This window comes from Deinococcus alpinitundrae (assembly GCF_009982895.1).
Lineage (GTDB): Bacteria > Deinococcota > Deinococci > Deinococcales > Deinococcaceae > Deinococcus > Deinococcus alpinitundrae.
On record NZ_WXZL01000012.1, the window covers coordinates 58,167 to 80,479 of the forward strand.

Consider the following 22,313-nt stretch of genomic DNA (forward strand, 5'->3'; position numbering starts at 1 on the left):
CCACGGTTGCAGCGGTTTGGGTGCACAAATTCAAGCGAAGAGGCGCACGGCGGCCTGAGCCTGCTTGGGCAGTTGCCCGGCAAACCACTGGGCGGTGAGCCTCAGGGCCGTTTCCAGGGGCGTGTGAATGTCACCATACGCGGCCACAAACCGCTCACTGCTGACCAGATACGGATGCTGGGACTTCGGCAGCATTTCCCTGATCTCGCGCAGGGGCGGCGCGGCCAGGCTGAGTACGGGAAGCAGCCACCCCGGCAAGGCGGTGAAGCGCAGCGGCTGCTGGCTGATCTGGGCGATGAGATGCAGGACTTCGCGCTGGGTCATTGCGGGCGCGTTGGGAATATGCCAGGCTTTGCCGAACGCGCTGTCGGAGGCGGCCAGTATCGCCATCGCCTCACCGAAATCTTCGATGAAGGTCAGGGTGGTGGGCATGTCGGGATCCCCCAGAATCTGCGCGGTTTTGCCCTGCAAGACCGGCTCAAATACCCGCCGACCCAGCACCGATTGTTCGGCAGTATGCGGCCCGAAAAAATTGGAAGCGCGGGCGAAGGTGACCCGGACCCGTCCGGTTTGATGGGCGGCCAGCATCTGCTCGGTCACCCGAATGCGCGCCTGGCCTTTGCGGGTGCGGCTGTGCATCGGCAAGTCTTCGTGAATGACCTGCCCCGGCGACCCGATGCCCACCTCGTCGTACATGTAGAGGTTGTCGCCGATCACCAGTCTGGCCTGCTGGGTGGCCGCGCCCTCAAGGATGTTGCCCCACAGCACGGGGAGCTGGGTTTCCCAGGCGTGGGCGCTGTAAATGGGAGCGGCACAGTTGTAGATGACCTGTGCGCCGACGCTGACGGCTTGAGCACTTTCCAGGTCGTAGGCGTCGGCCCGCACGATCTCGAACTGCGCCTTGCCTGCAGACGGGCCGAGCGGCTCCGGCAGGCCGGACAGGTGGCCGCTGCGGTTGACGAGCCGCACCTGCTCGCCGCGCCGCAGCAGGGCCTTGAGGGTGGCGCGTCCGAGCGGGCCGGAACCGAAAATCACGTGCTTCATGGCGACTCCTTGAGGACGAAATGGGCAGCGAGCAGATTGGGAAGACCAAGCATCTGAGCAACGTTTAGTTTCTAAACGCTGTTAAGTTACGTTAGAATCTGAGCAATGTCAAGTTCTCCCCGCCTGTCGTCCCCCGCGCCTGCCAAATCGGAGCGCTACCATCACGGCGATCTGCGCCGCGCCCTGCTGGACGCTGCCCGTGCGCTGGCCGCCGCGGGCGGCGTCGAGGCGCTGACCCTGCGCGAAGTGGCGCGGCAGGCTGGGGTGTCTCCCGCCGCGCCCTACCACCACTTCAGCGACAAAAACGATCTGCTGCGGGCCGTGGCCACCGAAGCCTTTGAATTGCTAACCCGAGCGATGGCAGTAGCGGCGGAGAGCACCGACGACCCGGTGCAGCGTCTGAAAGCCATCGGCGCGGCGTATCTGGCGTTTGCCTTCGCGCACCCGGCAGAATTCCGGTTCATGTTTCGCCATGAATTGTGCCTGCCACCGGGCGTTCCCGATCCGCTGGAGCAAGCGGGTACGGCATCGTACGGGGTGTTACTGACTGCTGTCGAGGCCGCCCAGAAGAGCACTCAGGTGCGCTCAGGCTCCCCGGATACGGAGCTGTCAACGCTGGGGCTGACCCTCTGGAGCGCCGTCCACGGCCTGAGTTCTATTCTGCTGGAAAGCCCGATGTCCAAAACCAGCACACCTGAAATCGGCCAGCACCTCGCCCGCAGCGTGATCGGAAACGTGCTGCGGGGGGTGCTGACCGAAGAACAGCGGGATTGAGTGGGGTGAGGCTTAGGCCTGCGCCCGCACGTCCGGCGCGCCCAGGGCGGCGATCTCGCCAGGGGTGATCTGGTAATGCTCGTTGCACCAGTGGCACACTACTTCCTGCCCGCCGTCCTCCATCATGCTCTGGCGCTCCTGCATGCCGAAGTAGGTCAGCGAGGCCACCGCCCGCTCGCGGGAGCAGCGGCACTGAAACTGAGCACTCTGGGCCTGCGGGGCCGCCACGAAGTCGAGCCCTTTGGTCGCCCGCTCCATGACTTCCAGCAGCGACACGTTGCGCAGGTTCTCGGTAAAGCTGCCCATGGCCTTGATGTTGGCTTCCAGCGCCGCCAGGGTCTCGTCACTGGCGCCGGGCATGGCCTGCACGATCAGCCCGCCCGCGCGCGCCACCCGGCCGCCTTCCTCGTAGACGCCGAGCTGCACCGCGCTGGGAATCTGCTCGCTGGAGGCCAGATAGTAGGCCACGTCCTCGGCCAGTTCGCCGCTGACGAGTTCCACACTGCCGGTCCAGGGTTCGGCGTTGTCGAGGAGCCGGGTCACGGCCAGTTCGCCGGTGCTGCCGATCAGCCCGCTCACGTCGAGCTTGCCGTCGGTGGTTCGCAGCGGCAAATCGGCGTCCGGCTCGCGCACGTAGCCGCGCACCCAACCCTCGGCGCTGCCCTCGGCCACCAGCCAGCCCAGCGGTCCGTCGCCCTGCACCCGCAAATTCACCCGGCTGTCGACCTTCTTGCCGAGGATGATCGCCAGCAGCGCGGCGGCGCTCAGCGCCCGGCCCAGCGCGGCGGTGGCGGTCTTGCTGAGCTCATGGCGCACGCGGGCTTCCTCGACGATCTGCGTGGCGTCGATGGCCACCACCCGCAAGGTGTTGCCTGCCGCCGTGCCGCGCAGGATGTAGGAGCTTGAAGTCTGTATGTCTTGCATTACAAAATCTTATATAAGCAGACTCAGATTTAAAGTAGGAAAAGTGGGAATTGGAGAGGGGGCACGGTAGAGGCGAAGAGGCCTGTCCCGACGCCCGCCCCCTACTTCTGCGAAGTGATGAAACTCAGATTGCGGTCCTGCTGCGCCCGGTCCAGGCCGTAACCGAACACGAAGGCGTCGGGGATGGTAAAGCCGAGGTAATCAACCGGCACCTCCACCTTGCGCCGCGAGGGTTTGCTCAGTAGTGAGGCGACCTTCAAGCTGGCCGGGCCGCGCTCGGAGAGGTAGCGCAGGATGTAGTTCATGGTGATGCCGGTGTCGATGATGTCCTCGACCAGCAGCACGTGGCGGCCCGAGAGCGGGAAGCTGAGGTCCTTGACCAGCTTGACCTCGCCGCTGGTCTGCTTGGCATCGCCGTAACTGCTGGTCTGCATGAAGTCGATGGTCAGCGGAATGTCGAGTGAGCGCACCAGGTCGGCGTGAAAGAGAAACGCGCCGTTGAGCAGGCAGATCAGGTGTGGGTTGAGCCCCACGTAGTCCTGACGGATCTGGTGGGCCAGCTCATGCACGCGGGCCATCAGTTGCGCTTCGCTGATCTGTACCGGGCCGTCACTGGGGCGCAGTTGTTTTTGCTGGAACACGGTCATGCGAATCAGCCTAGAGCATTTGTTCGTTCCGTGTGCGGGGAAATGGACTCCACCCACTCCACTTCCATATGCTCTGGCACGGCTCCTGATCGCTCTGCCCAGTCATAAAAACAGACATATTTTTATGACGAATCCGCTCACGACCAGCCGCCGGACGCGAATCGGAAAACATCACCGAAACGCCGACCCCACCGGCACTTGGCGGCACTATACTCAGGCGTATGACGCCCGCTCTTTCCCCGGTCACGGCTTCCGGTATCACGCTCCCTCCGACCCGGACGTATACCGCTCCCGGCGTGCTGGGGCGCATCGTGGCCGAGCGCGGCCAGGATTACGCCGGGGCCGCCTGCGAGCTGGGCGAAGCTAGAGTGCGCGCCCGGCGCTTTCACGCGGCGCTGGCCCGACCCGGCTTGCAACTCATCGCCGAAATCAAGCGGGCCAGTCCCAGCCAGGGCCAGATCGCCCCGATTGATCCGGCAGCAGCGGCCCTGAGCTACCTGCGCGGCGGCGCGGCCTGCCTGAGCGTGCTGACCGAGCTGAGGCACTTCGACGGTTCGCCGGAAGCGCTGCACGCGGTGGTCGCCGCCGTAACGATACCGGTGCTGCGTAAGGACTTCGTCGTGCATCCGAAGATGCTTCAGGAGGCCGCCGACTGGGGAGCCAGCGCAGCCCTGCTGATGGTCAGCGTGCTGGGCGAGGACGTGGGCGCGTACCTGAGACTGGCCCACCACTTCGGCTTGGACGCCCTGGTGGAAGTGCACGACGAGGCTGAGCTGGACGTGGCGCTCGCGGCAGGCGCGGAGATCATCGGGGTCAACAACCGCGACCTGACCACCCTGGCGATTAGCCTCGCCAACAGCCCGCGCCTGATCGCCCACGCCCGCGCCGCCGGGTACGAAGGCCTGCTGGTGGCCGAGAGCGGCTACCGTACGCCCGGTGACATCGTCAGCATCCGCGCGGTGGCCGACGCCGTGTTGGTGGGTAGCAGCCTGGCCGGAAGCGGCGATCTGGAGGGCGCGGCGCGGGCATTGTTGAGCCGCTGAAGGTGGGTCTTCTGCCAGCCGGGGTAGGCGGACTTTACCGGGCCTTCAACCGCTCCCGTCTTCCGACTGAAGCTGTTGCGGATGATTTGCCCTACACCTTTACTTCATGGAGATTACGAGCCACCTATCCAGGCGGGCGAGCAGCAACGTAAGATCGGTGGATGTGGAGCCAGGCCGACCACGAGACGCTGTTGTTGACTTTGGCGGTCGCCGAGTCCCAGCAACGTCTTCTGGACCAGCTGGTGCAAGGTTCTGTCAAAACATTGACGGGGTTGACCTTGTGGCGTCAGGAGAACGGAACGCTGACGTTGCAGGGATGGTCCGGCACGTCGCACGAAGAGGGCAAGCCCGTTCCCTTGCCGGGTGCGCCGAACTATCTGCTGGGCTGGACGCCAGCCGCACCATTGCCAACTTCGGTGCAGGCCATGCTCGGTCTGCGCCTGCTGTATCTGGACGTCCTGAACGAGAAGCGCCAGTTGAGTGATCAGCTGTCGATGCTTCATCACGCGGCCCTGACCGACCCGTTGACGGGGCTGGGCAATCGACGTGCTTTTGACGCCGCTGTGGAAGCGGCGGAAGTGGCGCAAGAGGACTTTGCCGTGGTCTTCATCGACCTGAATGGATTCAAAGCGCTGAACGACAAGTTCGGTCACGCGCTGGGCGACTCGCTCCTGAGGGGGTACGGGGTTTGGCTCTCGCGCGTGACCCATAAGCGGGCCCAGGTCTACCGCCTAGGCGGTGATGAGTTCGTTGTCCTGATGCGCCGCACCGTGCTGTCGCCGGAAGCGTTCTCCGTCTGGGCAATGGACCGTCTGCAAATTCCCTTTGTCGACAATGTGAGCGCAGCGATTGGGATTGCGTGGCGCCATGAGTGTGAGGATGTTCAGGCGGTGTTGAGCCTGGCAGATGAGCGGATGTACGCGGTCAAGAAAGCGGAGCTTCCTACGACCGCCACCCACGAACGTCGGCGTTTTCGTACTTCAAATTGAACCGCAACGCCTCTGCAGAGGGTTTCGTGCTGAGGCGTTACGACACTTCAAACTCAGCAGATGAGTCTGTGGGTCTTATCGACCACTGGAAACGAACAGCAGAGGGTCGGACTTACTGACGTTTTGGCCATCCAAGCTGATTCTCCAAACGGCGAGATCTTTACTAGCCAGGGCGAGTAGCTCTCTTTGCTGATCAGCCTTTTCAGATAATGGTTCTCGTCAGCCGGAAGACAAACCTTCAATGGCTGGCCCATAATTGACTAATTGACTATAGGATTCTTGGGTCTTTAAGTGAATAAGCCACTAGCGTCACGACTCAGCCGCTGACTCCTTCGCCCCGCCGGTACGCCAATGGCGTCACTCCGCAAGCCTTCCCGAAGGCGGCGTAAAAGCGGCTGACCGAACCGAAGCCCGCTTCCAGAGCGGTCTCCAGCACCGGGCGGCGGGTGGTCAGCAGCAGGCGCTGGGCGTGGGCCAGGCGGTGTTGCAGCACGTACTCGCCGAGACTCAGGCCGAAGACCTCGCGAAACAGCGTGGAGGCGTAGTTGACGTGCAGGCCCGAAGCAGCGGAGATCTGGCTGACTGACAGCGGCGCGCTCGCGTGCGCGGCGGCGTACCGGGCGAGTTCGGCGGCGCGGCTGAGGCGGCCAGACGCCTGGACCGGCCTGCCCGTCAGTGGTCCGGCCAGCGCCAAGCGCTTGAGGCGGGCTTCGAGTTCCAGTTCGGCGATCTCCAGGCGGACCCGCTCACCCGACGCGGCGTCTGCCTCCCAGCGCGCCAGCAGGGCCGCGTCACCCACGTCTGCCGCCGAGAGCCGCACCCCACCGCGCAGCACCCCCTCGCTGAACGTTGGGGGCAGCCCGAAGCGCAGAAAGCTGAGCAGCGGCAGGGTCAGCCCAGCCATCCGGCTCCCCGGTTCGGCAGCGCTCAGCCGGTGCGGAAAGCTGCCCCAGAACAGTGCCAGTTGCCCGGTTTCCAGGGTCAGCCACTGGCCGCCGAACAGGTAAGTGATCTGGCCGTGAAGCAGCAAATTGAGTTCGATTTCGCCGTGCTGATGGGCACGCGCCATCGGCGCAGGCGAGCTGTTCCAGACGCCGAAGCCGAACTCGTTCCAGGTGGCGGGCAGCTCGGGCGGGGCCATGGGCTGAGAATACAAGAATTTTTGCGGTGAGAAGCGGAAGATCTTCCCGCGGACTCGGGTTAAGCTTGTTTGACCCCACCGCCCCACAAGGAGCCAGCATGTCCAGCCCCGCCGTGTCGTTTGAACTCTCTGCCCAGCCGCCGCAGCCGCGTCCCCTTCCGGCGGTCTCACCCTTTCATCTGACGCCCCAGCAGGTGCAGTTCTTCGACGACAGCGGCTATCTGGTGTTGCGGCAGTGGGTGACCGGCGAGCTGCTGCTTCGCCTGCAGGGTGCCGCCTCGCGCTGGATAACCGACGGCAACGCCTTCAGCGCGGCGGGGGGGCGCAGCGAGGATTACAACCTGGCCCGGCGGCAGGGTGGCGAGGCGCTGTTCAGAATCAACTACCTGCACAACAAGGGCGAGGCCGCCTCGCTGGCCCTGCTGGGCAGCCCGGCGGTGCTGGGCGTGGCCGAGAGCCTTTGCGGCCCCAACTTCGTGCCGACCTACGAGAGCCTGGTATTCAAGGCCGAGGGCGACGGCGAGCAGATTCCCTGGCACCAGGACGCCGTGCATCCACGCCAGCACCGCATCTTCAATTTCGATTTGTACCTCGACGCCTCGCGGATCGGGGCCGGGGCACTGCGGGTGGTGCCGGGCACCCAGCGCCGCCTGCTCGATCCCTGCGAGATCCGCGGCGAGTACGGCTGGGACGCGCCGGGCGTGTTGCAAGTCGAGATGGAGCCGGGCGACGTGCTGCTGCATGACGTGATGGTCCTGCACGGCAGTGAACCCACCGTCGGAAACGCGCTCAGACGCACCATCTACCTGGAGTTCCGTGCGGCCGAGCAGATCGTGGCTGAGGGTCCCTGGGACCGGCAGTGGATAGACCGTCGCCTGCGGTTGTTGCCGCTGGCGCTGGAGGCCCGCAAAGCCCTGAATCTGGGCGCTGAGTTTGCCTGGAACGTCGCGCCGGAATACCGACTCCTTCCGCTCGGCGACGGCCAGGCCGAGCTGAAGGTCGTCCACGAGGTTCACACTCCCGGCGCTTGGTGCAGTGCGGGCAGCGTGAAGTAATCGGAAAGCCGCTGAACAGCCGAGTGCGCGATTGACGCCCGCTTCCGGCAGCCTTACAGTCCAGCCATGTCCAATTCGACGAGTCAGCCAGCCAGCGGCGTGCTTTCCAGATTCCGGCTTGACGGCAAAACTGCTGTCGTTACCGGAGCCACACGGGGCATTGGCCGCGCCCTGACCCGTGCGCTGGCTGAGGCGGGGGCCAACATCGTCATCGTGGGCCGCGACGAGCAGGCCGCTCGCGAGGTGGAAGCCGAACTGGCCGAACTCGGTACCCAGACCCTGACGGTGATGGCCGAGATCACCGAGCGCAGTGCGGTGGAGCGCTTGCTGGCCGAGACGCTGGAGCGCTTCGGGCGCGCCGACATTCTGGTCAACAACGCTGGAACCTGCGTTCACCGCCCGGCCCTGGACGTGACCGACGACGAGTGGCGGCAGGTCATGGGCGTCAACGTGGACGCCCTGTGGCTGGCCTCGCAGGTCTTCGGGCGGCAGATGGCGGTGCAGGGCGGCGGCAACATCGTCAACATCGGCTCGATCTCGGCGCAGATCGTCAACCGGCCGCAGTGGCAGCCCGCCTACAACGCGTCCAAAGCAGCGGTGCATCAGCTCACCAAGAGCCTGGCTGCCGAGTGGGCACCGCTGAATATCCGGGTCAACGCGCTGGCTCCCGGTTATGTCAAGACCGACATGGCTCCGGTAGATGATCCCCAGTTCAAGTCGCGCTGGATCGACGATGCGCCGCAGCAGCGGGCCGCCCTGCCGGAAGAGCTGGGGCCAGCCGTGGTGTTTCTGGCGAGTGACGCCTCCTCATTCATGACCGGCTCGGTGCTGGTGATGGACGGGGGCTACACGCTGTTTTGAGCGCTGATCTGGGGGCTGGCCCGTCTGAACACGCTGAGGCTCTAAACTGCGGCCCATGTCTTCCGATCTCCTCCCCGAAACCCAGCTCGCCGCCCAAATCGCCGCTGCCGTGCAGGGCGGCCAGGACCCCGGGCAAGCCGCCCTGGCTGCCCGCACCCGCGCCGAGGCCGATCCATCCAACGCCCTGATCAGCTTGCTGAGCGCCGAGCAGATCGGTCAGCAGGCCGACGAGGTGTCGCGCCGTCTGGGTGCTGGCGAAACGCTGCCGCTGGCGGGCGTGCCCGTCGTTATCAAGGACAACCTGAACCTGATCGGCACCGCCACCACCTGCGGCAGCCGGATGCTGGCGAACTACGTCAGTCCCTACACCGCCACCGCTGTGACGCGCTTGCAGCGAGCCGGGGCCATTGTTGTCGGCAAGGCCAACATGGACGAGTTCGCCATGGGATCGAGCACCGAGACCGGCGCGTTCGGGGCCACCCTCAACCCCTGGGACCCGGCCCGCGTGCCGGGCGGCACCTCGGGTGGCAGCGCGGCGGCGGTGGCCTCGGGGATGGTGGCACTCTCGCTTGGCTCGGACACCGGCGGCTCGGTGCGCCAGCCCGCCGGATTTACCGGGGTCTACGGCTTCAAGCCGACCTACGGGCGGGTCAGCCGCTACGGGCTGGTGTCGCACGCCAGCAGCCTCGATCAGATCGGGCCGTTCGCGACCTCTGCCCGCGATCTGGCGCTGATTCTGGACGCCGTTAGTGGTCATGACCCGATGGACGCCACCAGTCTGGACGCCGCGCCGCAGTTCATGTCTGCTTTGGGTCAGGACATCAAAGGCCTGCGGGTGGGCGTCATCAGCGAGTCGCTGGGCGGCAACACGCCGGGCGTGGCGGCGGCGCTGGACAAGATGTTGGACGCTCTCAAGGGCCTGGGCGCAAGTGTCGGCGAGATCAGCCTGCCCACCCTTCAGCACGCCGTCGCCGCCTACTATCTGATCTCCACGCCGGAAGCCAGCAGCAACCTGGCCCGCTACGACGGCATGGTCTACGGCACCCGGGTCGATGCGGGCGACGTGAACACGTCCATGAGCGTGGCACGTGGGCAGAATTTCGGGCGCGAGGTCAAACGCCGCATCCTGATCGGCACCTACGCCCTGTCGAGCGGCTACTACGACGCCTACTACAGCAAGGCCATGAAGGTGCGCCGCTTAATCGCCGACGACTTCAACCGTGCCTTCGGGCAGTTCGACATCCTGGTGACGCCCACCAGTCCCTTTCCGGCTTTCAGGCGCGGCGAAAAGGTCAGCGACCCGGTGGCCATGTACGCCGCCGACGTGGACACGGTGGGGGTCAGTCTGGCGGGGTTGCCTGCGCTGAGCGTGCCCGCCGGATTCGAGACGGTGGATGGTGTACGCCTGCCGGTGGGAATTCAACTGATTGCTCCGGCGCTGGGCGACGAGAAACTGCTGACGGTGGCCGACGCCCTCGAGCGCAGCGGCGCGGTGAAGGTGGAACTTGCTCCGTGCTGAGTTGCCGGGCCTGAGTCAGCTTGCCGAATTCAGCTTGGCCGCCCAGCACCCTCTGACCCGCCAATGGCAAGATGATCAGACCCGGCTGGAGCGCCTCGCGGCGATTCACGGGTTCGATTTGCAACTCGCCACTGACCTTGAACTGGCGGGGCAGCGGGCTGAATTTTTGAATGTGGGTCAGGACGCGCAAGCTTTCCTCAACCGCTGGGTCAGGGTGCCGCCCGACCTTCACGCCATGCTCAGCATCCGCTTTCAGGGACTGGACGTGACCAAGCCCTTCGTGGACGCCTCGCTGCTCAGCCGCCCGCTGACCGGGCTGGACTTGCCCGCGCTGGCGGAAGTCGCCCGCGAGGTCTACGGCGCGTTCAAACCGCTTTACCTGCGGCTGTGGAGTGCCGCACCCGCCGGACACTTTGCCGGAACCCGGCCCGACAAGCGCTTTCTGGCCGCGCCGATCTCGCAGCTCATCGGGGCTCATGTGCCGCCCGAACTCGGCACCCGGCCTGCCCAGGACCTCAGCCGCTACGACGAGGCCCAGGCGGCTTACGCCGATGTGGACGCTCAGCACCCGCAGCATACTGAGCAGGCGGCCTTGCAGGACCAGGCAGATTTGCAGGAGAGCACTGAGGCTGGAACGCTCTTCGACGTGCTGGTGTGGGGCGAGTGGGCCGGGTACGTGGCTGCTACCGAAAACGCCGAGGGCGACACGCTGGGCCTGAGTGCCTACGTCGTGCAGGAGATCATTCTCGCGCCCGCCTTCCGGGGATACGGCTACGGCGCGGCCCTCAGCACCCTACTGGCCCGCTCACTGCCCGATCAAAGCCGCGTCCTGATCGGCACCGTTCACGCCGAGAACCGGGGGGCGGTCACGGCGGCGATTCGGGCCGGACGGGTGGACGTGGGCGGCTGGATTCAAGTGGCATTGTAAAGATGCCCAGTTCTGGCGTCGTTAGCAAGAATGTCTACGAGCCGCTGCCGGTGCGTCCGGGCAACTGAAGCGGGTCATTTTGTCAGGGCGTCCACCACCCGCTGGGGCAACTCCAGCGGAATCAGGTGGCCGCTGCCGTCAACTGGCTCGCCCTGCGCTCCAGGCAGTTTCGCCAGCACCCCGTCGCGGATGGTCTGCGGACCGATGGCCGGGTCGTCCTCCGAGAACAGCACCGTGATCGGCACCGTCAGCGCTCCCAGCTCGCCGCTGAGGTCCTCGCGGCTGCCCACATCGGTCCAGGCTTGCCAGGCGGCGCGGCTGGCCCGCAGGCCGTCGCTGACAAGCTGGCGCAGGTCATGCTCTGGCAGCGGCTGAAGCGCGATGTGGTGGTACTGCTTTTCCAGTGAGGCCACGTCGTTCCAGGCGGCGCGCAAGTTGGCGCGGTCCTCGTCCGACATCGGCTCGGGACCGGGCGGCGAGGGCGCGATCAGGAGCAGTTCGGTCACCAGCGCCGGGTGCCGGGCGGCCAGCAGCAGCGCCACCTTGCCGCCCATCGAGTGCGCCGCCAGTCGGTACGGCCCAGCCCTCGAGGCCCGCAGCACCTCCGCCAGATGCTCGGCCATGTCGCCGGTCGTCTGGCCTGCCCGGCCCAGGTCGGCAGCGTCGCCGAAGCCCAGCAGGTCGGGGGTCAGCACCCCGGCACGTAAGGCCAGCTGGCCCAGCACCCGCCGCCACAGCCGCCCGGAGGTGCCGAAGCCGTGAACCAGCGCTAGCGGGGCGGCAGTCGGCCCGCTCACGCGCCCACGCGCACCCAGTCTGTCACCAGGTCGCCGATCAGCGCGTCGGCGGTGCGTAGGCTCAGCGCCATCTGGGTCAGGCTGGGGTTGACGCTCAGCGAGCTGGGAAAGGTGGAGTTGTCGCAGATCCACAATCCCGGCTCGTCGTGCACCCGTCCGAAGGGGTCGGTGACGCTGCTGACCGGGTCGTGGCCCATCCGTGCCGTGCCGAGGGTGTGGGCCGCCCTCGGCAGTGCCCAGACCTCGCGCGCGCCAATCCTGGCCCACAGCTCACGCATCAGCGCCTCGGCGTGGGCGCTCATGCGGCGCTCGTTGTCGCCGAAACTGAAATGAATGCGCGGCTTGGGCAGCCCGCGCCCGTCCAGCTCGTTCGAGAGTTCGAGAAAGTTGTGTTCATACGGCAGGCACTCGCCCAGCACGTTGATTCCGGCGACATGGTTGTAGTGGCTCAGGTGCTCGGTGAGCGCCGCGCCCCACGCCCCACCGCCGCGCGCATACTGGGTGGCGTAGGTCACCGGCATGACGCCCAGCGACTGGAGCAGGTAGCCGCCGACCAGCCCCGGCACTCGGTGGGTGTCCTCGCTGATCAGGCCGCCGGGAATGCCCTTGTAGGGGCGCAGATCATCATCCATCAGCCCCCAGACCTGCACGCCCACATGGGCCATGAAGTTGCGGCCCACCTGCCCGCTGCCGCTGGCCAGTCCGCCGAGCAGCAGCAAGCGGGGCGTTTCGATGGCTCCGGCGGCCAGCACCACCCGCTCGGCCCGCACGCTCAGCATCTGGTCGCCTTGTCGGTAGTGCGCGCCGACCACCCGGCCCCCCTCGCGAATCAGATTCGTGACCTGCGCCCCGCTGACGATGACGGCCCCGCGTGCCTCGGCCAGCGCCAGATACGTCACGTCGAGGCTGGCCTTGGCTCCCGTCGAGCACCCTGCCTGACAAAAGCCCCGGTTGGAGCAGGCAGGGCGCAGACCGTAGCCTTCCTGCTGCTGCGGGCGGCTCAGCGCGGCGTTGGCCGCTGGGAAGGTGCGCAGACCCAGTTCATGGCAGGCCCGCTCCATCAGGAGGGCTGCGCCGTTGAGCGGGAGTGCCGGGTGAGGGTACGGCTGGTTCCGGGGCGGTCCCCAGGGGTAGTCTGCCGGGCCGGACACGCCCAGGAACGCCTCCACCTCGTCGTAGTACGGCGCGAGGTCGGCGTACTCCAGCGGCCAGTCCACGCCCTCTCCGAACTCCTGAAACAGCTGGAAGTCGTCGGGCTGGGCACGTGGGGTGTAGGCGGTGTAATGCAGGGTCGAGCCGCCCACCCCGCGCCCGGAGTTGTTGCGCCCGAAGGCCAGCGGGTCTTTGCCCGCCGAGAGCCGCTCGTCCATCCAGAAGAGGCTGGCCTGCGCCACCTCGTCGGTGGGCATCTCGGCAGGCTTGTGGCGTACCCCGGCTTCGAGTGCAGCCACTCGCAGCCCCGCCGAGGCCAGCCGGGCCAACAGCGGCGCGCCGCCCGCTCTGGTGCCGATCACCAGCACGTCAAGGTCGGTGAGCGACGCCCTCAGGTCATTTGCCATAACGGATCTCACGCGCTTCCAGCTCGTTCGGCCCCACCTGTGGCCAGCCGGGCGCATCCATGAAGCCTGCGTAGCCGAAGCGGTACTGGGTCAGCGGGTGGGCCATGAAACCCTCGGTCAGCTCAGCGAGCAGGTCTTCGAAAGTGTGCGGGTGGCGGCGCTGAAGATCGTGCAGGGTGGCGTCCTGCGCTTCAGGAGCCAGGATCTCGAAGTTGGTGGGCAGGGCGGCCAGCAGTTCCCTGTAGGCCTGGCCGTCGGGCGGGGTGTCGGCGAAGCGCCAACCGTCGGTCTGCCGCAATTGAAGGCGGTGGTCGATCAGGCCACTGAGATCCAGCTCTGCCGGGTCGTGAGGGACCAGCCGGACGGCCACCGCACGCAGACGGTCGAACTCGGCCTCGGTGAAGTGCTGGCGCTCGTAGCGGGCATCCAAGCGGGCCAGCAAGGCGGCGCGGGTGGGAGCCGTCACCGCCGGGGAAGCCAGCGCCGCCAGAATCTCGTCGCGCTCGGTGGCGCTCACTGCAGGCCGCTGGGGAGGGTCATGGCGTTCATTCCTGCCAATCTGCCAAACCCCGCCGCGCTGCTCGGTAGGGTTTGATGCTTTGTCTCGGGATTCAATTCAGGCGTTGACGTACAGCACAGGATTCTGGACATTCCGGCTCAGGTAGGTCCGCACCGAGTGTCCCCGAGAGCGGCGGCGAATTTCACCGGCGCGACGTGGCCGGAAAATTCCAGCCGCCCCGGCGCATTCATGTCCTCGGCTGAGCGCACCACGCTCTCGAACACGGCGAGAGCGAACCGGACGGTGCTGGACCTGACGGCGGCCACCTTCCAGCCGCCGCGCATCGCCTCGTAGAGTTCCAGGGCACTCAGCTGATGTCGTTACTGCTGATTGATCCGGATCAACAGCACCGGATCGGCGGCGTAGTAAGCGCTCAACTCGCTCAGGGGCATCCGACCTAGCCCGGCGCTTTTCCAGCCGTGTACTGCATTGGTCAGGAGGCCGAGGCCCAGCAGATCGATCACGGCGGCCTCGATTCGTAGGGTCGTTTCCTTGTCTAGCAGGTGGTGGGCCAGAATGTCGATCTGCGGCGCGAGATTCAGGTCACGCAACTCGCGCCGCACCTGAACGTTGCGTGACTCGCCCGCTTCGCTGAGGTGCACCAGCACCCGCTCGCCCTGACCCTCGCCAACGTAGAAGACGGCACCCGTGCGAGGATTGAGGTAGACGTAAAAGCCGAGCTGAGTGGCGACTTCGGGAGGGAGGAAGGGAGCCATAGCGGCCACGGTAGGACGAAAGGGAAAACAGAGAACTGAACGGCGGCCTTTCGATTGATGACCCTCTGACGTTCCCGCAGAGTTCGCTTCCGTGACCCTCAGCCGGAGTGGAGAGCAGGTTGCCCAGGCACAGTAGCGCTGGCACCCCTGCACGCCGCTGTGCTACACTCTCCGAGTTTGCCCGAAAACTGGGCGAGTTGCCATGTCTGGCTGGCCCCTGCTCCAAGCGGCGGGCCGCGCCGTGAGAAAGGAGAAGTTTCATGAAGCGTACCTACCAACCCAACAACCGCAAACGCGCCAAGACCCACGGCTTTCGCGCCCGCATGAAGACCACCGCTGGCCGCGCCGTGCTGGCCCGCCGCCGGGCCAAGGGCCGTCAGCAGCTGACCGTCGCCGACGAGAAGTAAGCCGCGAGTCTTCGCCGCTGAGGTGATTCACTGATGCCCCCTTCCAGCGCCACTGCCCCGGCCCCGCGCCCAGCAGTGGCGCTGGTTTCGTTGCGTGGCGAGCGTGAGTTCCGCAAGGTGCGCCAGCACGGGCAGGTCATCCGCCACGCGCTGTTTACCCTGCGGGTCACCGATTATCGTCCCCGCTACGGTGAAACCTGGCAGCCGCGCGCCATCATTGGCATTGTGGTGCCCAAAAAAACCCTCAAGCTGGCGGTCAAGCGCAACCGGGTGCGCCGCCGTGTCCGCGAGGCGTTGCGGACCTTGCCGACGCTGCCGCCCTGCCGGGCCACCATTCATCCTAATGTGGCGGCGCTGAGCGTGCCGTTCGGGGAGCTTCAGGCGGCGCTCGGCGAAGCGCTGGCGGGCGACTTCAAGAACCCAAAGAAGAAGCCCGCCCAGAAGCCCGCCCAGAAGCCCGCCGGACCCGCTTCGTGAGCGCCCCCGCCAGAGTGATGGTGCGGGCGGTGCGCGGGTACCAGCGCCACCTCTCGCCGCTCAAGGCCGCGCCCACCTGCCGCTTTACACCCACCTGTAGTCAGTATGCTGCCGAGGCTATCGAGCGTCACGGCGCAGTCAAGGGCGGGTGGTTGGCCCTGTGGCGCATCGCCCGCTGCCAGCCGTTCAACTCCGGCGGCGTCGATCTGGTGCCGGAGGTGTTTCCCCGCAGGGGGCCACCGACGCCAGCCCGCGCCCACGACCCGTCCGCCGACTGAGCCGAACTCAGCCAATCCAGACCCATCCGCTTCCACCAAATGAGAGAGTGAGACTATGACAACGCCCCCGCGCTCCGGCGCTCGCAACTGGCTCTACGGCACCGCGCTGACGGCGCTGGTCCTGGTCCTGACCGGCTGTGGGGTCGGGCAGCCGGGATCGTTCGGTCACGTCTTGCAGTCCGGCTGGATCCAGGCCGACATCGACGGCAACGGCACCAAGGATCTGATTGCCCAGACCAACTTGGCCGACGTGGTGTTCAACCCCGAGGGCGAGATCGTCGGCTGGTTCGTGAAGGTCAACCCCGGCTCGCAGCTCATCAAGACCAACAACGACGGCAGCTACAACCTCGATCAGCTCAAAGGCGGGCTGTCGATCAATCTGGTGGGCGGGCGCAACGGCAGCGACAACAAGCCGCTGCTGATCAGCGGGCGCAAGGCGCTGGAAGTCGGGCTGGCGGGCAACACGGCCAAGCCGGTGGCGCAGGCTCCCAAGACCGATACCGACCTCAAGCAAAACCGCCTGAGCGCCACCTTCGTCTACACCCAGGGCGGAACCACCGTCACCAAGACCGTGGTGCTGCACCCCCGGCAGTTCAGCATTCAGGCTGACGTGAACGTGACCGGCGCGGGGGCGGGCGCGTATACCCTCAATTTCCCCGGTTTGGGCACCACGGCCAATCCCGAGGTCAAGGCGCTGGCTGCGGGTACGGCAACTCCCACCACCACGGCGGGCACCGTACCGAATGCCAGCTACGCCGCACTGCAAACGTCCATCGCGGGTCTGCTGCACAACTCGCAGACGGCGGCGGCGCTCCTCATCCGCCCGCAGCAGGGCGGTCAGGGCGGCACGCCAGTTCAGGGACCGCTGAACGTGACCACCGCTGGCGGCACCGACGCCCGGCTGACCGTCAACGCGGCGGGGCCGCTGGCCCTCGACATCTACGGCGGCAAGAACGAACTCGTCCATTTGTATCAGGGCGGCTACACTGAGCTGCCGGGTGTCTTCAGCCCCAATGTCTTCGGCTACATCAGCCTCTACATCGCCAAGTTCATGGTCTGGCTCTACAGCTTCTTCGGCAACTGGGGCCTGACCATCCTGGTGCTCACGGTCACGCTGCGGCTGCTGATCTGGCCCCTGATGCAGTCGCAGGGCCGCACCACCGCCAAGATGCAGATGGTACAGCCGCTGATGAAGGAAGTGCAGGAAAAGTACAAGGACGACCCGGCCAAGGTGCAGGCCGAAACCATGCGGCTTTACCGCGAGTACGACGTGAACCCGGTGGGCTGCCTGAGCATGTTCATTCCGCTGCCGATTTTGTTCGTCCTCTACGGCACCATCCGCAACTTCGAGTTCGACCAGGGCCTGTGGTGGCTGCCTGACCTGTCGATTCCCGATCCGTTCTGGATTCTGGGCATTCTGTACGTCTGCGCCAACCTGCTGCAACTCTACGTCTCGACCCGCAAGGCCCCGCAGATGTTCAAGCAGCAGGCCGTGATGTACCTGTTCTTCGCCTACTTCGCCCTGACCTTCCCGGCGGGCGTGACCCTCTACTGGATCATCGGCACCCTGATCGGCACCGGCCAGCAGTACCTGATCAACAAGCAGGTCGAGGCACACATGTCCACGGGGCTCCAGAAAGCGGAGAAGAAGATGGCCACCAGCGGCGCGAATACCGTCAATCTCGGTAAGGGCGCTCCGGTCAAGGTAACCCCCGTCAAGACCGTCACGGTGGAGCAGAGCGGCAAGCCGTCGAGCAGCAGCGCTCCGGCCAAGCCCAGCGGCTTCCGTGCTGTTCTGGAGCAGGCTGCCCGCCAGGCCGCCGAGCAGCAGCGCCAGCAGCAGGAAAAGAAAAAGAGCTGAGCTGCCCTGTCCCGAAAAGTCCCCGCCTGGAAATTCCGGCGGGGCTTTTTCAGTCGGTCGTGGGAAGGCCTGATCTTTCTCCACGGACCATTTCCCACCCAACAGTTCCGGCTTGCCACTTCCCGTATCCTGCTTCAATGACTGCCAAACCCTTCAAGCTCCAGACCCTGATCGCCCAGGCGGCGGGCGGGCGCGTGGTTCGCACCGCCTTTATCGAAGCCGACGAGATCGACCGCCGCATGCTGCACAACGACGAGATCAAATCGGTGATGGCGGGCGGCTTTCCCGATGCCCGGCGGGTGGTGCTGACCTTGCATCCGGCGCACATTCCCTCGGTCGACAGCGGTGTGACGGTGTACCGCGTGACCCCGCAGACGCCCGGCTGGGATGCCCAGGACTTCGGCGTGGCGTTGCGGCGCGCGGGACTGCCCGAAGACGCCCTGGGCGACGTGCGCGAGGACCGCAGCTCGTTTCTGGTCGCTGCGACCGGCAAGGCGGCCAAAACGCTGGCCGAACTGACGGCGTTGGGCGGGCGCGAGGTGGACATTGAGGAAGTGGGGGAGAGTGCCGGGCGCGGCGCGAAGGTACGGGAAGTGGTCGTGCCGTCCATGCGCATCGACGTGGTGGGTGCAAAAGGCTTCGGGGTCAGCCGGGCCTACTTCCAGCAGGGTGTGGAAACCGGCAAGGTGCGCCTCAACGGACAGGTGGCCCGTGCCAGTGCCGAGATTCGGGAGGGTGACAGCCTCGCCGCCGAGGGGCTGGGCCGCATCGACTTCCGGCGGGTGGTGAATGAGACGCGGCGCGGGAATTACAAGGTGGAGCTGAATGTCGAGAAGTGAGCGGTGATTGCGTACAGCGCTGATCCCCACGCCCTCACGCCCGAGCAATTGACGGGCTTTTTCGTCGGCTGGCCCAACCCGCCGCGTCCTGAAACCTTGCTGCGCTTATTGCAGTCGAGCTTCCGCGTCAGCCTCGCCCACGACGGCGAACGGGTGGTGGGCTTTGCCAACGCCATCAGCGACGGCGTACTGAGCGCTTACATTCCGCTGCTGGAAGTCTTGCCTGAATACCAGGGGCGCGGCATCGGCAGCGAAATCACCCGGCGGCTTCTGGCCGAACTCAGTCACCTCTACATGGTAGACGTGATGTGTGACGATGAGGTGGCTCCCTTCTACGAGCGCCTGGGGTTGCAGCGGGCCGGAGGGCTCATTCGGCGCAACTATGCCCGGCAGTCTGGGGAGTGATTTTTTCAGCGCTTTTCACCGAGATCAGAGACCGAAAACGCTGGGCGAGTGCCGCCATGAACCTCTTCTTCGGGCTGGAGCTGGGCACTCTGTCGGTGGGCGCTGTCCTGGGTGCGCTGGCACTGGCAGGCTTGTTTCGGTGGCGCGGCCTTCAAGCCATGCCCGAAGGTGTGACACTTTCTCATTTTCCGTACTTCATGCGTCAGTTGGGGTAGCAATTCGCCCTGTCGCCGGCGGAGGTCGGTCTCTTCTTCACCCTGCCTCTCTGGTTGCTTCGGCGCTGGCTGCCACTGTGGGCAACGGTCTTGCTGATAGTGGGGCTGTTCGGCGCGGCCCATGACGCCAGACCACACGTTACCCCGCTGCTGTTTCTCGCCATCGTGGTGGTGGTTGGTGTGCCCACCGTGACCCTTTCTCTGGTGAGGGGCTTCTGGGCCGCTGTCGGCTGGCACTTCGCCTGGAATCTGCTGCTCGGTCCTGTCTTTGGTCTGATCGTCGCCGGACAGGAGATTTTCGGCTGGTTGGACTCCTCTACATCGGGCGCGGCGCTCTGGACGGGCGGCTTATATGGCCCGGAAGGCAGCTTGACCGCCTGCCTCGTCAATGGGGGTCTGTTCGGCTGGATGCTCTGGCAGGTCTTGCGAAAACGCCTCAGTCTGGAGCTATACGAGCGCGCTTAAAAGTCCACTCACGCCCGGCCCCGACTGTGCCCCGTGCCCACACCGCCCGCGATCAGGTGTGCCGAGCGCAGCGGTTCGGGGATATTCCCGGTCAGCGTCAGGTGGTGCAGCGCCACGCCCGCATCCTTGAGACTCAGGTTGACGCGCTGCACCCACACGCCGCGCAGCTCTTCCATCGGCCCCAGCTTCTCGATCAAGCGCCACTTGCGCTGTCCGCCTGGCACCTTGTCCAGCAGCGCGGCGCGGATCCGCTCCATGTCCGGCTCGCGGCGGGCGACGACCATCACCGGCAGGTCCGTTTCGCGGCTGAGCTTGTGGGCGTCCACGACATTGAAGCCCGCCAGTGCCACACCCTGAAGCAAGATCAGGTGCAGGTGGGGCCGGAACAGCGACGTGTCGACCAGCCGGGTCAGCTCGGTGGTGCTGTTGCGCCCGTCGCGCCGCACCTTGCCCGACACGACGCCGTGCAGGGTGGTCTGGGCATAGATGGTCCCGATGATTCGCACGTCGCCGCGCCACTCGCGCTCAAATGGCAGGTCTCGAAGCCGATGGCGTGGGTGAAGGCGGGCAAGCGCGCTAGCCTCCGCGCAGGTGCGGCAGGATATCGTCCGGAATGCGGACGATTCTGTACTGCCGGTCGGTCGTGATGTGCTGCGTCTTGCCCGTCGCCACCAGCGTCTCGCCGCGCCGCAGGGTGTAAGCGAACGTCACGGCCCGCGACTGCACCGCTTCCACTGTGGTGGTCAGCGTCAGCAGGTCGTCATAGCGGGCGGCGGCGCGGTAGTGCACTTCCAGACTGGAGAGCATAAAATACAGGCCCCGCGCCTCAATCTCGCTGTAGGGCACGCCGAGCGCGCGCATTAGCTCGCTGCGCCCCACTTCGAACCAGATGGGGTAGTTGGCATGGTGGGCCACCGCCATCGCGTCGGTCTCGGCGTAGCGCACCCGGATGGGGGTGAGCTGCTCTACCGCCATACCTTCACCACTTGCGGTCGTCCGCCGCGAAGAATTCCAGAAGCGGTGTGCGGCGCATCTTGACCGCCTGGGCGACCTGGCGCTGCAAGTGGCCGCGTGCGTTGTGCAGCGCGTCAAGCAGCACGTCCATATCGCCCATCGACGACACGTACACGCGGGCCTGCACGAAGTCCGGCGTCAGGCTGACCGCCTCCACCGTCACGATCAGCGGCACGCGTGGGTCGCTGAGGCTGCCGATGGCGTCAGTCAGCACCCGCACCAGCTGGGATTCCACCTGCTGCGGCTTCACGGCCGGTCCTGGCGAGCGGGGAAGAGAACAGGAGACACAGAAGAAACAAAAATCATTTCGTCATGCTAGCCCATTGCGGCGCACGGAAAAGGGCCGGAAGCCAGCCATCAGCGGCGTCCCGGCCCATACATTGCCCGGCGACTAGAACTTCTTGAAGCGCGTCAGCTTGAAGGGCGTTTCCGGCGTGCCGTCCGTCAGTTTGTCGAGCTGGCTCTGGGTGCTGACCAGATCGCCACCCACCATAATCAGGGTGCTGGGGTAGCGCAGGCCCCGCGCTGGTTCCTCGAGCGTCAGCTGACCGCTGGCGTAGTCGGCGCTGAGCTGCACCTTGCTCACCACCTGGTCGGCGTTGCGGGCCACATACAGGGTGCGTCCGTCGAGCAGCAGGCCGTCACCGTGCACCAGCCCGCCCATGACCTTCTTTACCGCCTTGCTGCGGGTGTCGATGCGCCACAACTCGCCGGTATTGAGCTGCACCGTCAGCAGGTAGCGCCCGTCCGGGGTCGCCACGATGCCGTTGAGGTTGATGCCGGGGCCGTACTTGATCGGTGTCTGGCCCAAATCGAGCCAGGGTTCGATCTTCATGTCCCTGACGCGCCACAGCATGGGCCGAGTCGAGTCGGTCACGTAGACGCTGCCATCGGGTGTGGGAATCAGGTCGTTGAGGTACGGATCGGGGCTGGGCGGCGTCATCAGGGTGGCGACGGGCGCACCGTCGAGGGAGAGAATACTGACCGCGCCGGTCGCACCGCCCGCCACCCACAGGCGTCCCTGGGCGTCCACCTTGAGGCCCAGCGCTGAAGCCCGGCCCAGCGCGCCGCCCCTGGAAAAGAGGCTGGTTTCTCCACTCTGGGCATTGATAGCGTAGATGTCGCCGGTGGCGGCGCTGCCGGTAAAGATCAGGCCGCGCGCCGCGTCGTAGGCCACGCCCTCGGGGAAATCCTGGGCGCCCGGCAGCGGGTAATCGCGGGCAGCGAAATTGTCACGCGTGATGATCCCGCAGCGCTCGCGCGCCCCGCTCATGCCAGAGGGGTCGGTGTTGTAATCGTCGGGCTTGGCGTGAATGACGATGGAGCGGTTCAGTATCCCCGTCATGCCGGTCAGGCTCACTTTCTGGGTCATGAAGCTGGCCGAGCCTTTGCCGTCCGCGCCCACGGTGATTACCGGCAGATCGCCGCCGTGACCGTACTTGTCGTCCGCTGTGGGGCTGTCATGGTTGTGGCTCATGCCGGGGTCAAAGTGCCCGCCCGCGCCCCCAAACGGCACGACCATGTTCACGGCGGGGTCAATGCCAGGAGTGCAGCGCCCGTACTCGTGAATGTGCATGCCGTGCTGGCCTGGCGTCAACCCGCTCACCGTCACCGTCACCTGCACGCCCATCCCCATCTGCTTGAAGGTGGCTTGCCCCAGAACCTGCCCCGCCGAATCACGCAGCGCGGCGGCGGCACTGAGCGGCGCGGGCGGCATAGTCATCCCAGCTCCACCCGCCGAGGCGAGACCGATCGCCAGCAGGCCGATCAGGGCGGCGCGCTTCATCGCTGTGCTC

At 65.9% G+C, this 22,313-nt stretch carries 27 protein-coding genes; 15 read left to right on the top strand and 12 right to left on the bottom strand.

Translation table 11 applies throughout. From position 1 onward, the window contains the following. Positions 1–30: 30 nt before the first annotated feature. Entirely contained in the window at positions 31–1,044 is a 1,014-nt protein-coding gene (locus tag GUI70_RS12545) for an NAD-dependent epimerase/dehydratase family protein (protein ID WP_161882652.1), read from the bottom strand. 105 nt (positions 1,045–1,149) lie between these two features. Between GUI70_RS12545 and GUI70_RS12550 the strand changes: the two genes are divergently transcribed. Next, positions 1,150–1,818, top strand: a complete 669-nt coding sequence (locus tag GUI70_RS12550; protein ID WP_161882653.1) for a TetR/AcrR family transcriptional regulator — start codon at positions 1,150–1,152, stop codon at positions 1,816–1,818. 12 nt (positions 1,819–1,830) lie between these two features. On the opposite strand, the gene hslO is transcribed toward GUI70_RS12550, so the two are convergent. Both hslO and hpt read right to left on the bottom strand, forming a co-directional pair. Beyond that, positions 1,831–2,742 carry an Hsp33 family molecular chaperone HslO gene (hslO, locus tag GUI70_RS12555; RefSeq protein ID WP_161882654.1) on the bottom strand — a complete coding sequence of 304 codons (912 nt, stop codon included), beginning with the start codon at positions 2,740–2,742 and terminating at the stop codon, positions 1,831–1,833. A 101-nt stretch (positions 2,743–2,843) separates the two neighbouring features. Beyond that, positions 2,844–3,389 carry a hypoxanthine phosphoribosyltransferase gene (hpt, locus tag GUI70_RS12560; RefSeq protein WP_161882655.1) on the bottom strand — a complete coding sequence of 182 codons (546 nt, stop codon included), beginning with the start codon at positions 3,387–3,389 and terminating at the stop codon, positions 2,844–2,846. Between the two features lie 221 nt (positions 3,390–3,610). Between hpt and trpC the strand changes: the two genes are divergently transcribed. After that, entirely contained in the window at positions 3,611–4,432 is an 822-nt protein-coding gene (trpC, locus tag GUI70_RS12565) for an indole-3-glycerol phosphate synthase TrpC (protein WP_161882656.1), read from the top strand. A 161-nt stretch (positions 4,433–4,593) separates the two neighbouring features. Further along, a complete protein-coding gene (locus GUI70_RS12570; RefSeq protein WP_161882657.1) occupies positions 4,594–5,421 on the top strand; it encodes a GGDEF domain-containing protein in 828 nt (275 codons plus the stop codon). Positions 5,422–5,737: 316 nt separating this feature from the next. Here GUI70_RS12570 and GUI70_RS12575 read toward each other — a convergent pair whose 3' ends face one another. Next, on the bottom strand, positions 5,738–6,562 hold the full coding sequence (locus GUI70_RS12575; RefSeq protein ID WP_161882658.1) for a helix-turn-helix domain-containing protein: 825 nt from the start codon (positions 6,560–6,562) through the stop codon (positions 5,738–5,740). Between the two features lie 98 nt (positions 6,563–6,660). On the opposite strand from GUI70_RS12575, the gene GUI70_RS12580 reads away from it, so the two are divergent. The 4 genes from GUI70_RS12580 to GUI70_RS12595 all read left to right on the top strand — a co-directional run bounded on the left by GUI70_RS12580 (position 6,661) and on the right by GUI70_RS12595 (position 10,925). Further along, positions 6,661–7,617: a phytanoyl-CoA dioxygenase family protein gene (locus GUI70_RS12580; RefSeq protein ID WP_161882659.1), complete on the top strand. Its 957-nt coding sequence runs from the start codon at positions 6,661–6,663 to the stop codon at positions 7,615–7,617. A gap of 66 nt (positions 7,618–7,683) precedes the next feature. Further along, the gene (locus tag GUI70_RS12585; protein WP_161882660.1) at positions 7,684–8,478 is read left to right on the top strand and encodes an SDR family NAD(P)-dependent oxidoreductase; all 795 of its coding nucleotides are present in this window, start codon (positions 7,684–7,686) and stop codon (positions 8,476–8,478) included. A gap of 55 nt (positions 8,479–8,533) precedes the next feature. Next, positions 8,534–9,997 carry an Asp-tRNA(Asn)/Glu-tRNA(Gln) amidotransferase subunit GatA gene (gene gatA, locus GUI70_RS12590; protein WP_161882661.1) on the top strand — a complete coding sequence of 488 codons (1,464 nt, stop codon included), beginning with the start codon at positions 8,534–8,536 and terminating at the stop codon, positions 9,995–9,997. Continuing rightward, positions 9,984–10,925: a GNAT family N-acetyltransferase gene (locus tag GUI70_RS12595; RefSeq protein WP_202630471.1), complete on the top strand. Its 942-nt coding sequence runs from the start codon at positions 9,984–9,986 to the stop codon at positions 10,923–10,925. The genes gatA and GUI70_RS12595 overlap by 14 nt, the downstream gene beginning before the upstream one ends. 74 nt (positions 10,926–10,999) lie before the next feature. On the opposite strand, the gene GUI70_RS12600 is transcribed toward GUI70_RS12595, so the two are convergent. The 4 genes from GUI70_RS12600 to GUI70_RS24350 form a co-directional block, all read right to left on the bottom strand. Further along, positions 11,000–11,722: an alpha/beta fold hydrolase gene (locus GUI70_RS12600; protein WP_161882662.1), complete on the bottom strand. Its 723-nt coding sequence runs from the start codon at positions 11,720–11,722 to the stop codon at positions 11,000–11,002. Then, the gene (locus GUI70_RS12605) at positions 11,719–13,281 is read right to left on the bottom strand and encodes a GMC family oxidoreductase (protein WP_161882663.1); all 1,563 of its coding nucleotides are present in this window, start codon (positions 13,279–13,281) and stop codon (positions 11,719–11,721) included. The genes GUI70_RS12600 and GUI70_RS12605 overlap by 4 nt, the downstream gene beginning before the upstream one ends. Beyond that, positions 13,271–13,798: a hypothetical protein gene (locus tag GUI70_RS24015; RefSeq protein ID WP_202630474.1), complete on the bottom strand. Its 528-nt coding sequence runs from the start codon at positions 13,796–13,798 to the stop codon at positions 13,271–13,273. Before GUI70_RS24015 ends, GUI70_RS12605 begins: the two co-directional genes overlap by 11 nt. 362 nt (positions 13,799–14,160) lie before the next feature. Continuing rightward, positions 14,161–14,556 (bottom strand): LEM-3-like GIY-YIG domain-containing protein, encoded by a 396-nt coding sequence (locus GUI70_RS24350; protein ID WP_237724880.1) that lies wholly within the window; start codon positions 14,554–14,556, stop codon positions 14,161–14,163. A gap of 260 nt (positions 14,557–14,816) precedes the next feature. Between GUI70_RS24350 and rpmH the strand changes: the two genes are divergently transcribed. The 8 genes from rpmH to GUI70_RS12650 all read left to right on the top strand — a co-directional run bounded on the left by rpmH (position 14,817) and on the right by GUI70_RS12650 (position 19,503). Beyond that, positions 14,817–14,963, top strand: a complete 147-nt coding sequence (gene rpmH, locus GUI70_RS12615) for a 50S ribosomal protein L34 (protein WP_161882664.1) — start codon at positions 14,817–14,819, stop codon at positions 14,961–14,963. Positions 14,964–15,053: 90 nt separating this feature from the next. Next, complete coding sequence (gene rnpA, locus GUI70_RS12620) at positions 15,054–15,440, top strand: ribonuclease P protein component (RefSeq protein ID WP_161882726.1); 387 nt, start codon at positions 15,054–15,056, stop codon at positions 15,438–15,440. Beyond that, positions 15,437–15,718 carry a membrane protein insertion efficiency factor YidD gene (yidD, locus tag GUI70_RS12625; RefSeq protein WP_161882665.1) on the top strand — a complete coding sequence of 94 codons (282 nt, stop codon included), beginning with the start codon at positions 15,437–15,439 and terminating at the stop codon, positions 15,716–15,718. The genes rnpA and yidD overlap by 4 nt, the downstream gene beginning before the upstream one ends. Positions 15,719–15,773: 55 nt before the next feature. Continuing rightward, positions 15,774–17,579, top strand: a complete 1,806-nt coding sequence (gene yidC / locus GUI70_RS12630) for a membrane protein insertase YidC (protein WP_161882666.1) — start codon at positions 15,774–15,776, stop codon at positions 17,577–17,579. Between the two features lie 137 nt (positions 17,580–17,716). Next, positions 17,717–18,418, top strand: a complete 702-nt coding sequence (locus tag GUI70_RS12635) for a S4 domain-containing protein (RefSeq protein WP_161882667.1) — start codon at positions 17,717–17,719, stop codon at positions 18,416–18,418. Between the two features lie 3 nt (positions 18,419–18,421). Further along, the gene (locus GUI70_RS12640; protein WP_161882668.1) at positions 18,422–18,823 is read left to right on the top strand and encodes a GNAT family N-acetyltransferase; all 402 of its coding nucleotides are present in this window, start codon (positions 18,422–18,424) and stop codon (positions 18,821–18,823) included. 56 nt (positions 18,824–18,879) lie between these two features. After that, positions 18,880–19,038 (top strand): hypothetical protein, encoded by a 159-nt coding sequence (locus GUI70_RS12645; protein WP_161882669.1) that lies wholly within the window; start codon positions 18,880–18,882, stop codon positions 19,036–19,038. A gap of 54 nt (positions 19,039–19,092) precedes the next feature. Then, positions 19,093–19,503 carry a hypothetical protein gene (locus GUI70_RS12650; protein WP_161882670.1) on the top strand — a complete coding sequence of 137 codons (411 nt, stop codon included), beginning with the start codon at positions 19,093–19,095 and terminating at the stop codon, positions 19,501–19,503. Between the two features lie 8 nt (positions 19,504–19,511). Here GUI70_RS12650 and GUI70_RS12655 read toward each other — a convergent pair whose 3' ends face one another. The 4 genes from GUI70_RS12655 to GUI70_RS12670 all read right to left on the bottom strand — a co-directional run bounded on the left by GUI70_RS12655 (position 19,512) and on the right by GUI70_RS12670 (position 22,303). Then, positions 19,512–20,009 (bottom strand): endonuclease dU, encoded by a 498-nt coding sequence (locus GUI70_RS12655; protein ID WP_237724882.1) that lies wholly within the window; start codon positions 20,007–20,009, stop codon positions 19,512–19,514. Positions 20,010–20,079: 70 nt separating this feature from the next. Next, positions 20,080–20,478, bottom strand: coding sequence for an acyl-CoA thioesterase (locus GUI70_RS12660; RefSeq protein ID WP_161882671.1), 399 nt, complete (start codon positions 20,476–20,478; stop codon positions 20,080–20,082). 4 nt (positions 20,479–20,482) lie between these two features. Next, positions 20,483–20,767 (bottom strand): 30S ribosome-binding factor RbfA, encoded by a 285-nt coding sequence (gene rbfA / locus GUI70_RS12665; protein WP_161882672.1) that lies wholly within the window; start codon positions 20,765–20,767, stop codon positions 20,483–20,485. Between the two features lie 141 nt (positions 20,768–20,908). Further along, positions 20,909–22,303 carry a superoxide dismutase family protein gene (locus GUI70_RS12670; protein WP_161882673.1) on the bottom strand — a complete coding sequence of 465 codons (1,395 nt, stop codon included), beginning with the start codon at positions 22,301–22,303 and terminating at the stop codon, positions 20,909–20,911. Between the last annotated feature and the right edge of the window lie 10 nt (positions 22,304–22,313).

Excerpts from the sequence above, each read along its gene's own strand:
- GUI70_RS12545 (WP_161882652.1), bottom strand. The coding sequence starts at position 1,044 with ATGAAGCACGTGATTTTCGGTTCCGGCCCGCTCGGACGCGCCACCCTC.
- GUI70_RS12550 (WP_161882653.1), top strand. The coding sequence starts at position 1,150 with ATGTCAAGTTCTCCCCGCCTGTCGTCCCCCGCGCCTGCCAAATCGGAG.
- hslO (WP_161882654.1), bottom strand. The coding sequence starts at position 2,742 with ATGCAAGACATACAGACTTCAAGCTCCTACATCCTGCGCGGCACGGCG.
- hpt (WP_161882655.1), bottom strand. The coding sequence starts at position 3,389 with ATGACCGTGTTCCAGCAAAAACAACTGCGCCCCAGTGACGGCCCGGTA.
- trpC (WP_161882656.1), top strand. The coding sequence starts at position 3,611 with ATGACGCCCGCTCTTTCCCCGGTCACGGCTTCCGGTATCACGCTCCCT.
- GUI70_RS12570 (WP_161882657.1), top strand. The coding sequence starts at position 4,594 with ATGTGGAGCCAGGCCGACCACGAGACGCTGTTGTTGACTTTGGCGGTC.
- GUI70_RS12575 (WP_161882658.1), bottom strand. The coding sequence starts at position 6,562 with ATGGCCCCGCCCGAGCTGCCCGCCACCTGGAACGAGTTCGGCTTCGGC.
- GUI70_RS12580 (WP_161882659.1), top strand. The coding sequence starts at position 6,661 with ATGTCCAGCCCCGCCGTGTCGTTTGAACTCTCTGCCCAGCCGCCGCAG.
- GUI70_RS12585 (WP_161882660.1), top strand. The coding sequence starts at position 7,684 with ATGTCCAATTCGACGAGTCAGCCAGCCAGCGGCGTGCTTTCCAGATTC.
- gatA (WP_161882661.1), top strand. The coding sequence starts at position 8,534 with ATGTCTTCCGATCTCCTCCCCGAAACCCAGCTCGCCGCCCAAATCGCC.
- GUI70_RS12605 (WP_161882663.1), bottom strand. The coding sequence starts at position 13,281 with ATGGCAAATGACCTGAGGGCGTCGCTCACCGACCTTGACGTGCTGGTG.
- GUI70_RS24350 (WP_237724880.1), bottom strand. The coding sequence starts at position 14,556 with ATGGCTCCCTTCCTCCCTCCCGAAGTCGCCACTCAGCTCGGCTTTTAC.
- rpmH (WP_161882664.1), top strand. The coding sequence starts at position 14,817 with ATGAAGCGTACCTACCAACCCAACAACCGCAAACGCGCCAAGACCCAC.
- yidC (WP_161882666.1), top strand. The coding sequence starts at position 15,774 with ATGACAACGCCCCCGCGCTCCGGCGCTCGCAACTGGCTCTACGGCACC.
- GUI70_RS12635 (WP_161882667.1), top strand. The coding sequence starts at position 17,717 with ATGACTGCCAAACCCTTCAAGCTCCAGACCCTGATCGCCCAGGCGGCG.
- GUI70_RS12645 (WP_161882669.1), top strand. The coding sequence starts at position 18,880 with ATGAACCTCTTCTTCGGGCTGGAGCTGGGCACTCTGTCGGTGGGCGCT.
- GUI70_RS12660 (WP_161882671.1), bottom strand. The coding sequence starts at position 20,478 with ATGGCGGTAGAGCAGCTCACCCCCATCCGGGTGCGCTACGCCGAGACC.
- GUI70_RS12670 (WP_161882673.1), bottom strand. The coding sequence starts at position 22,303 with ATGAAGCGCGCCGCCCTGATCGGCCTGCTGGCGATCGGTCTCGCCTCG.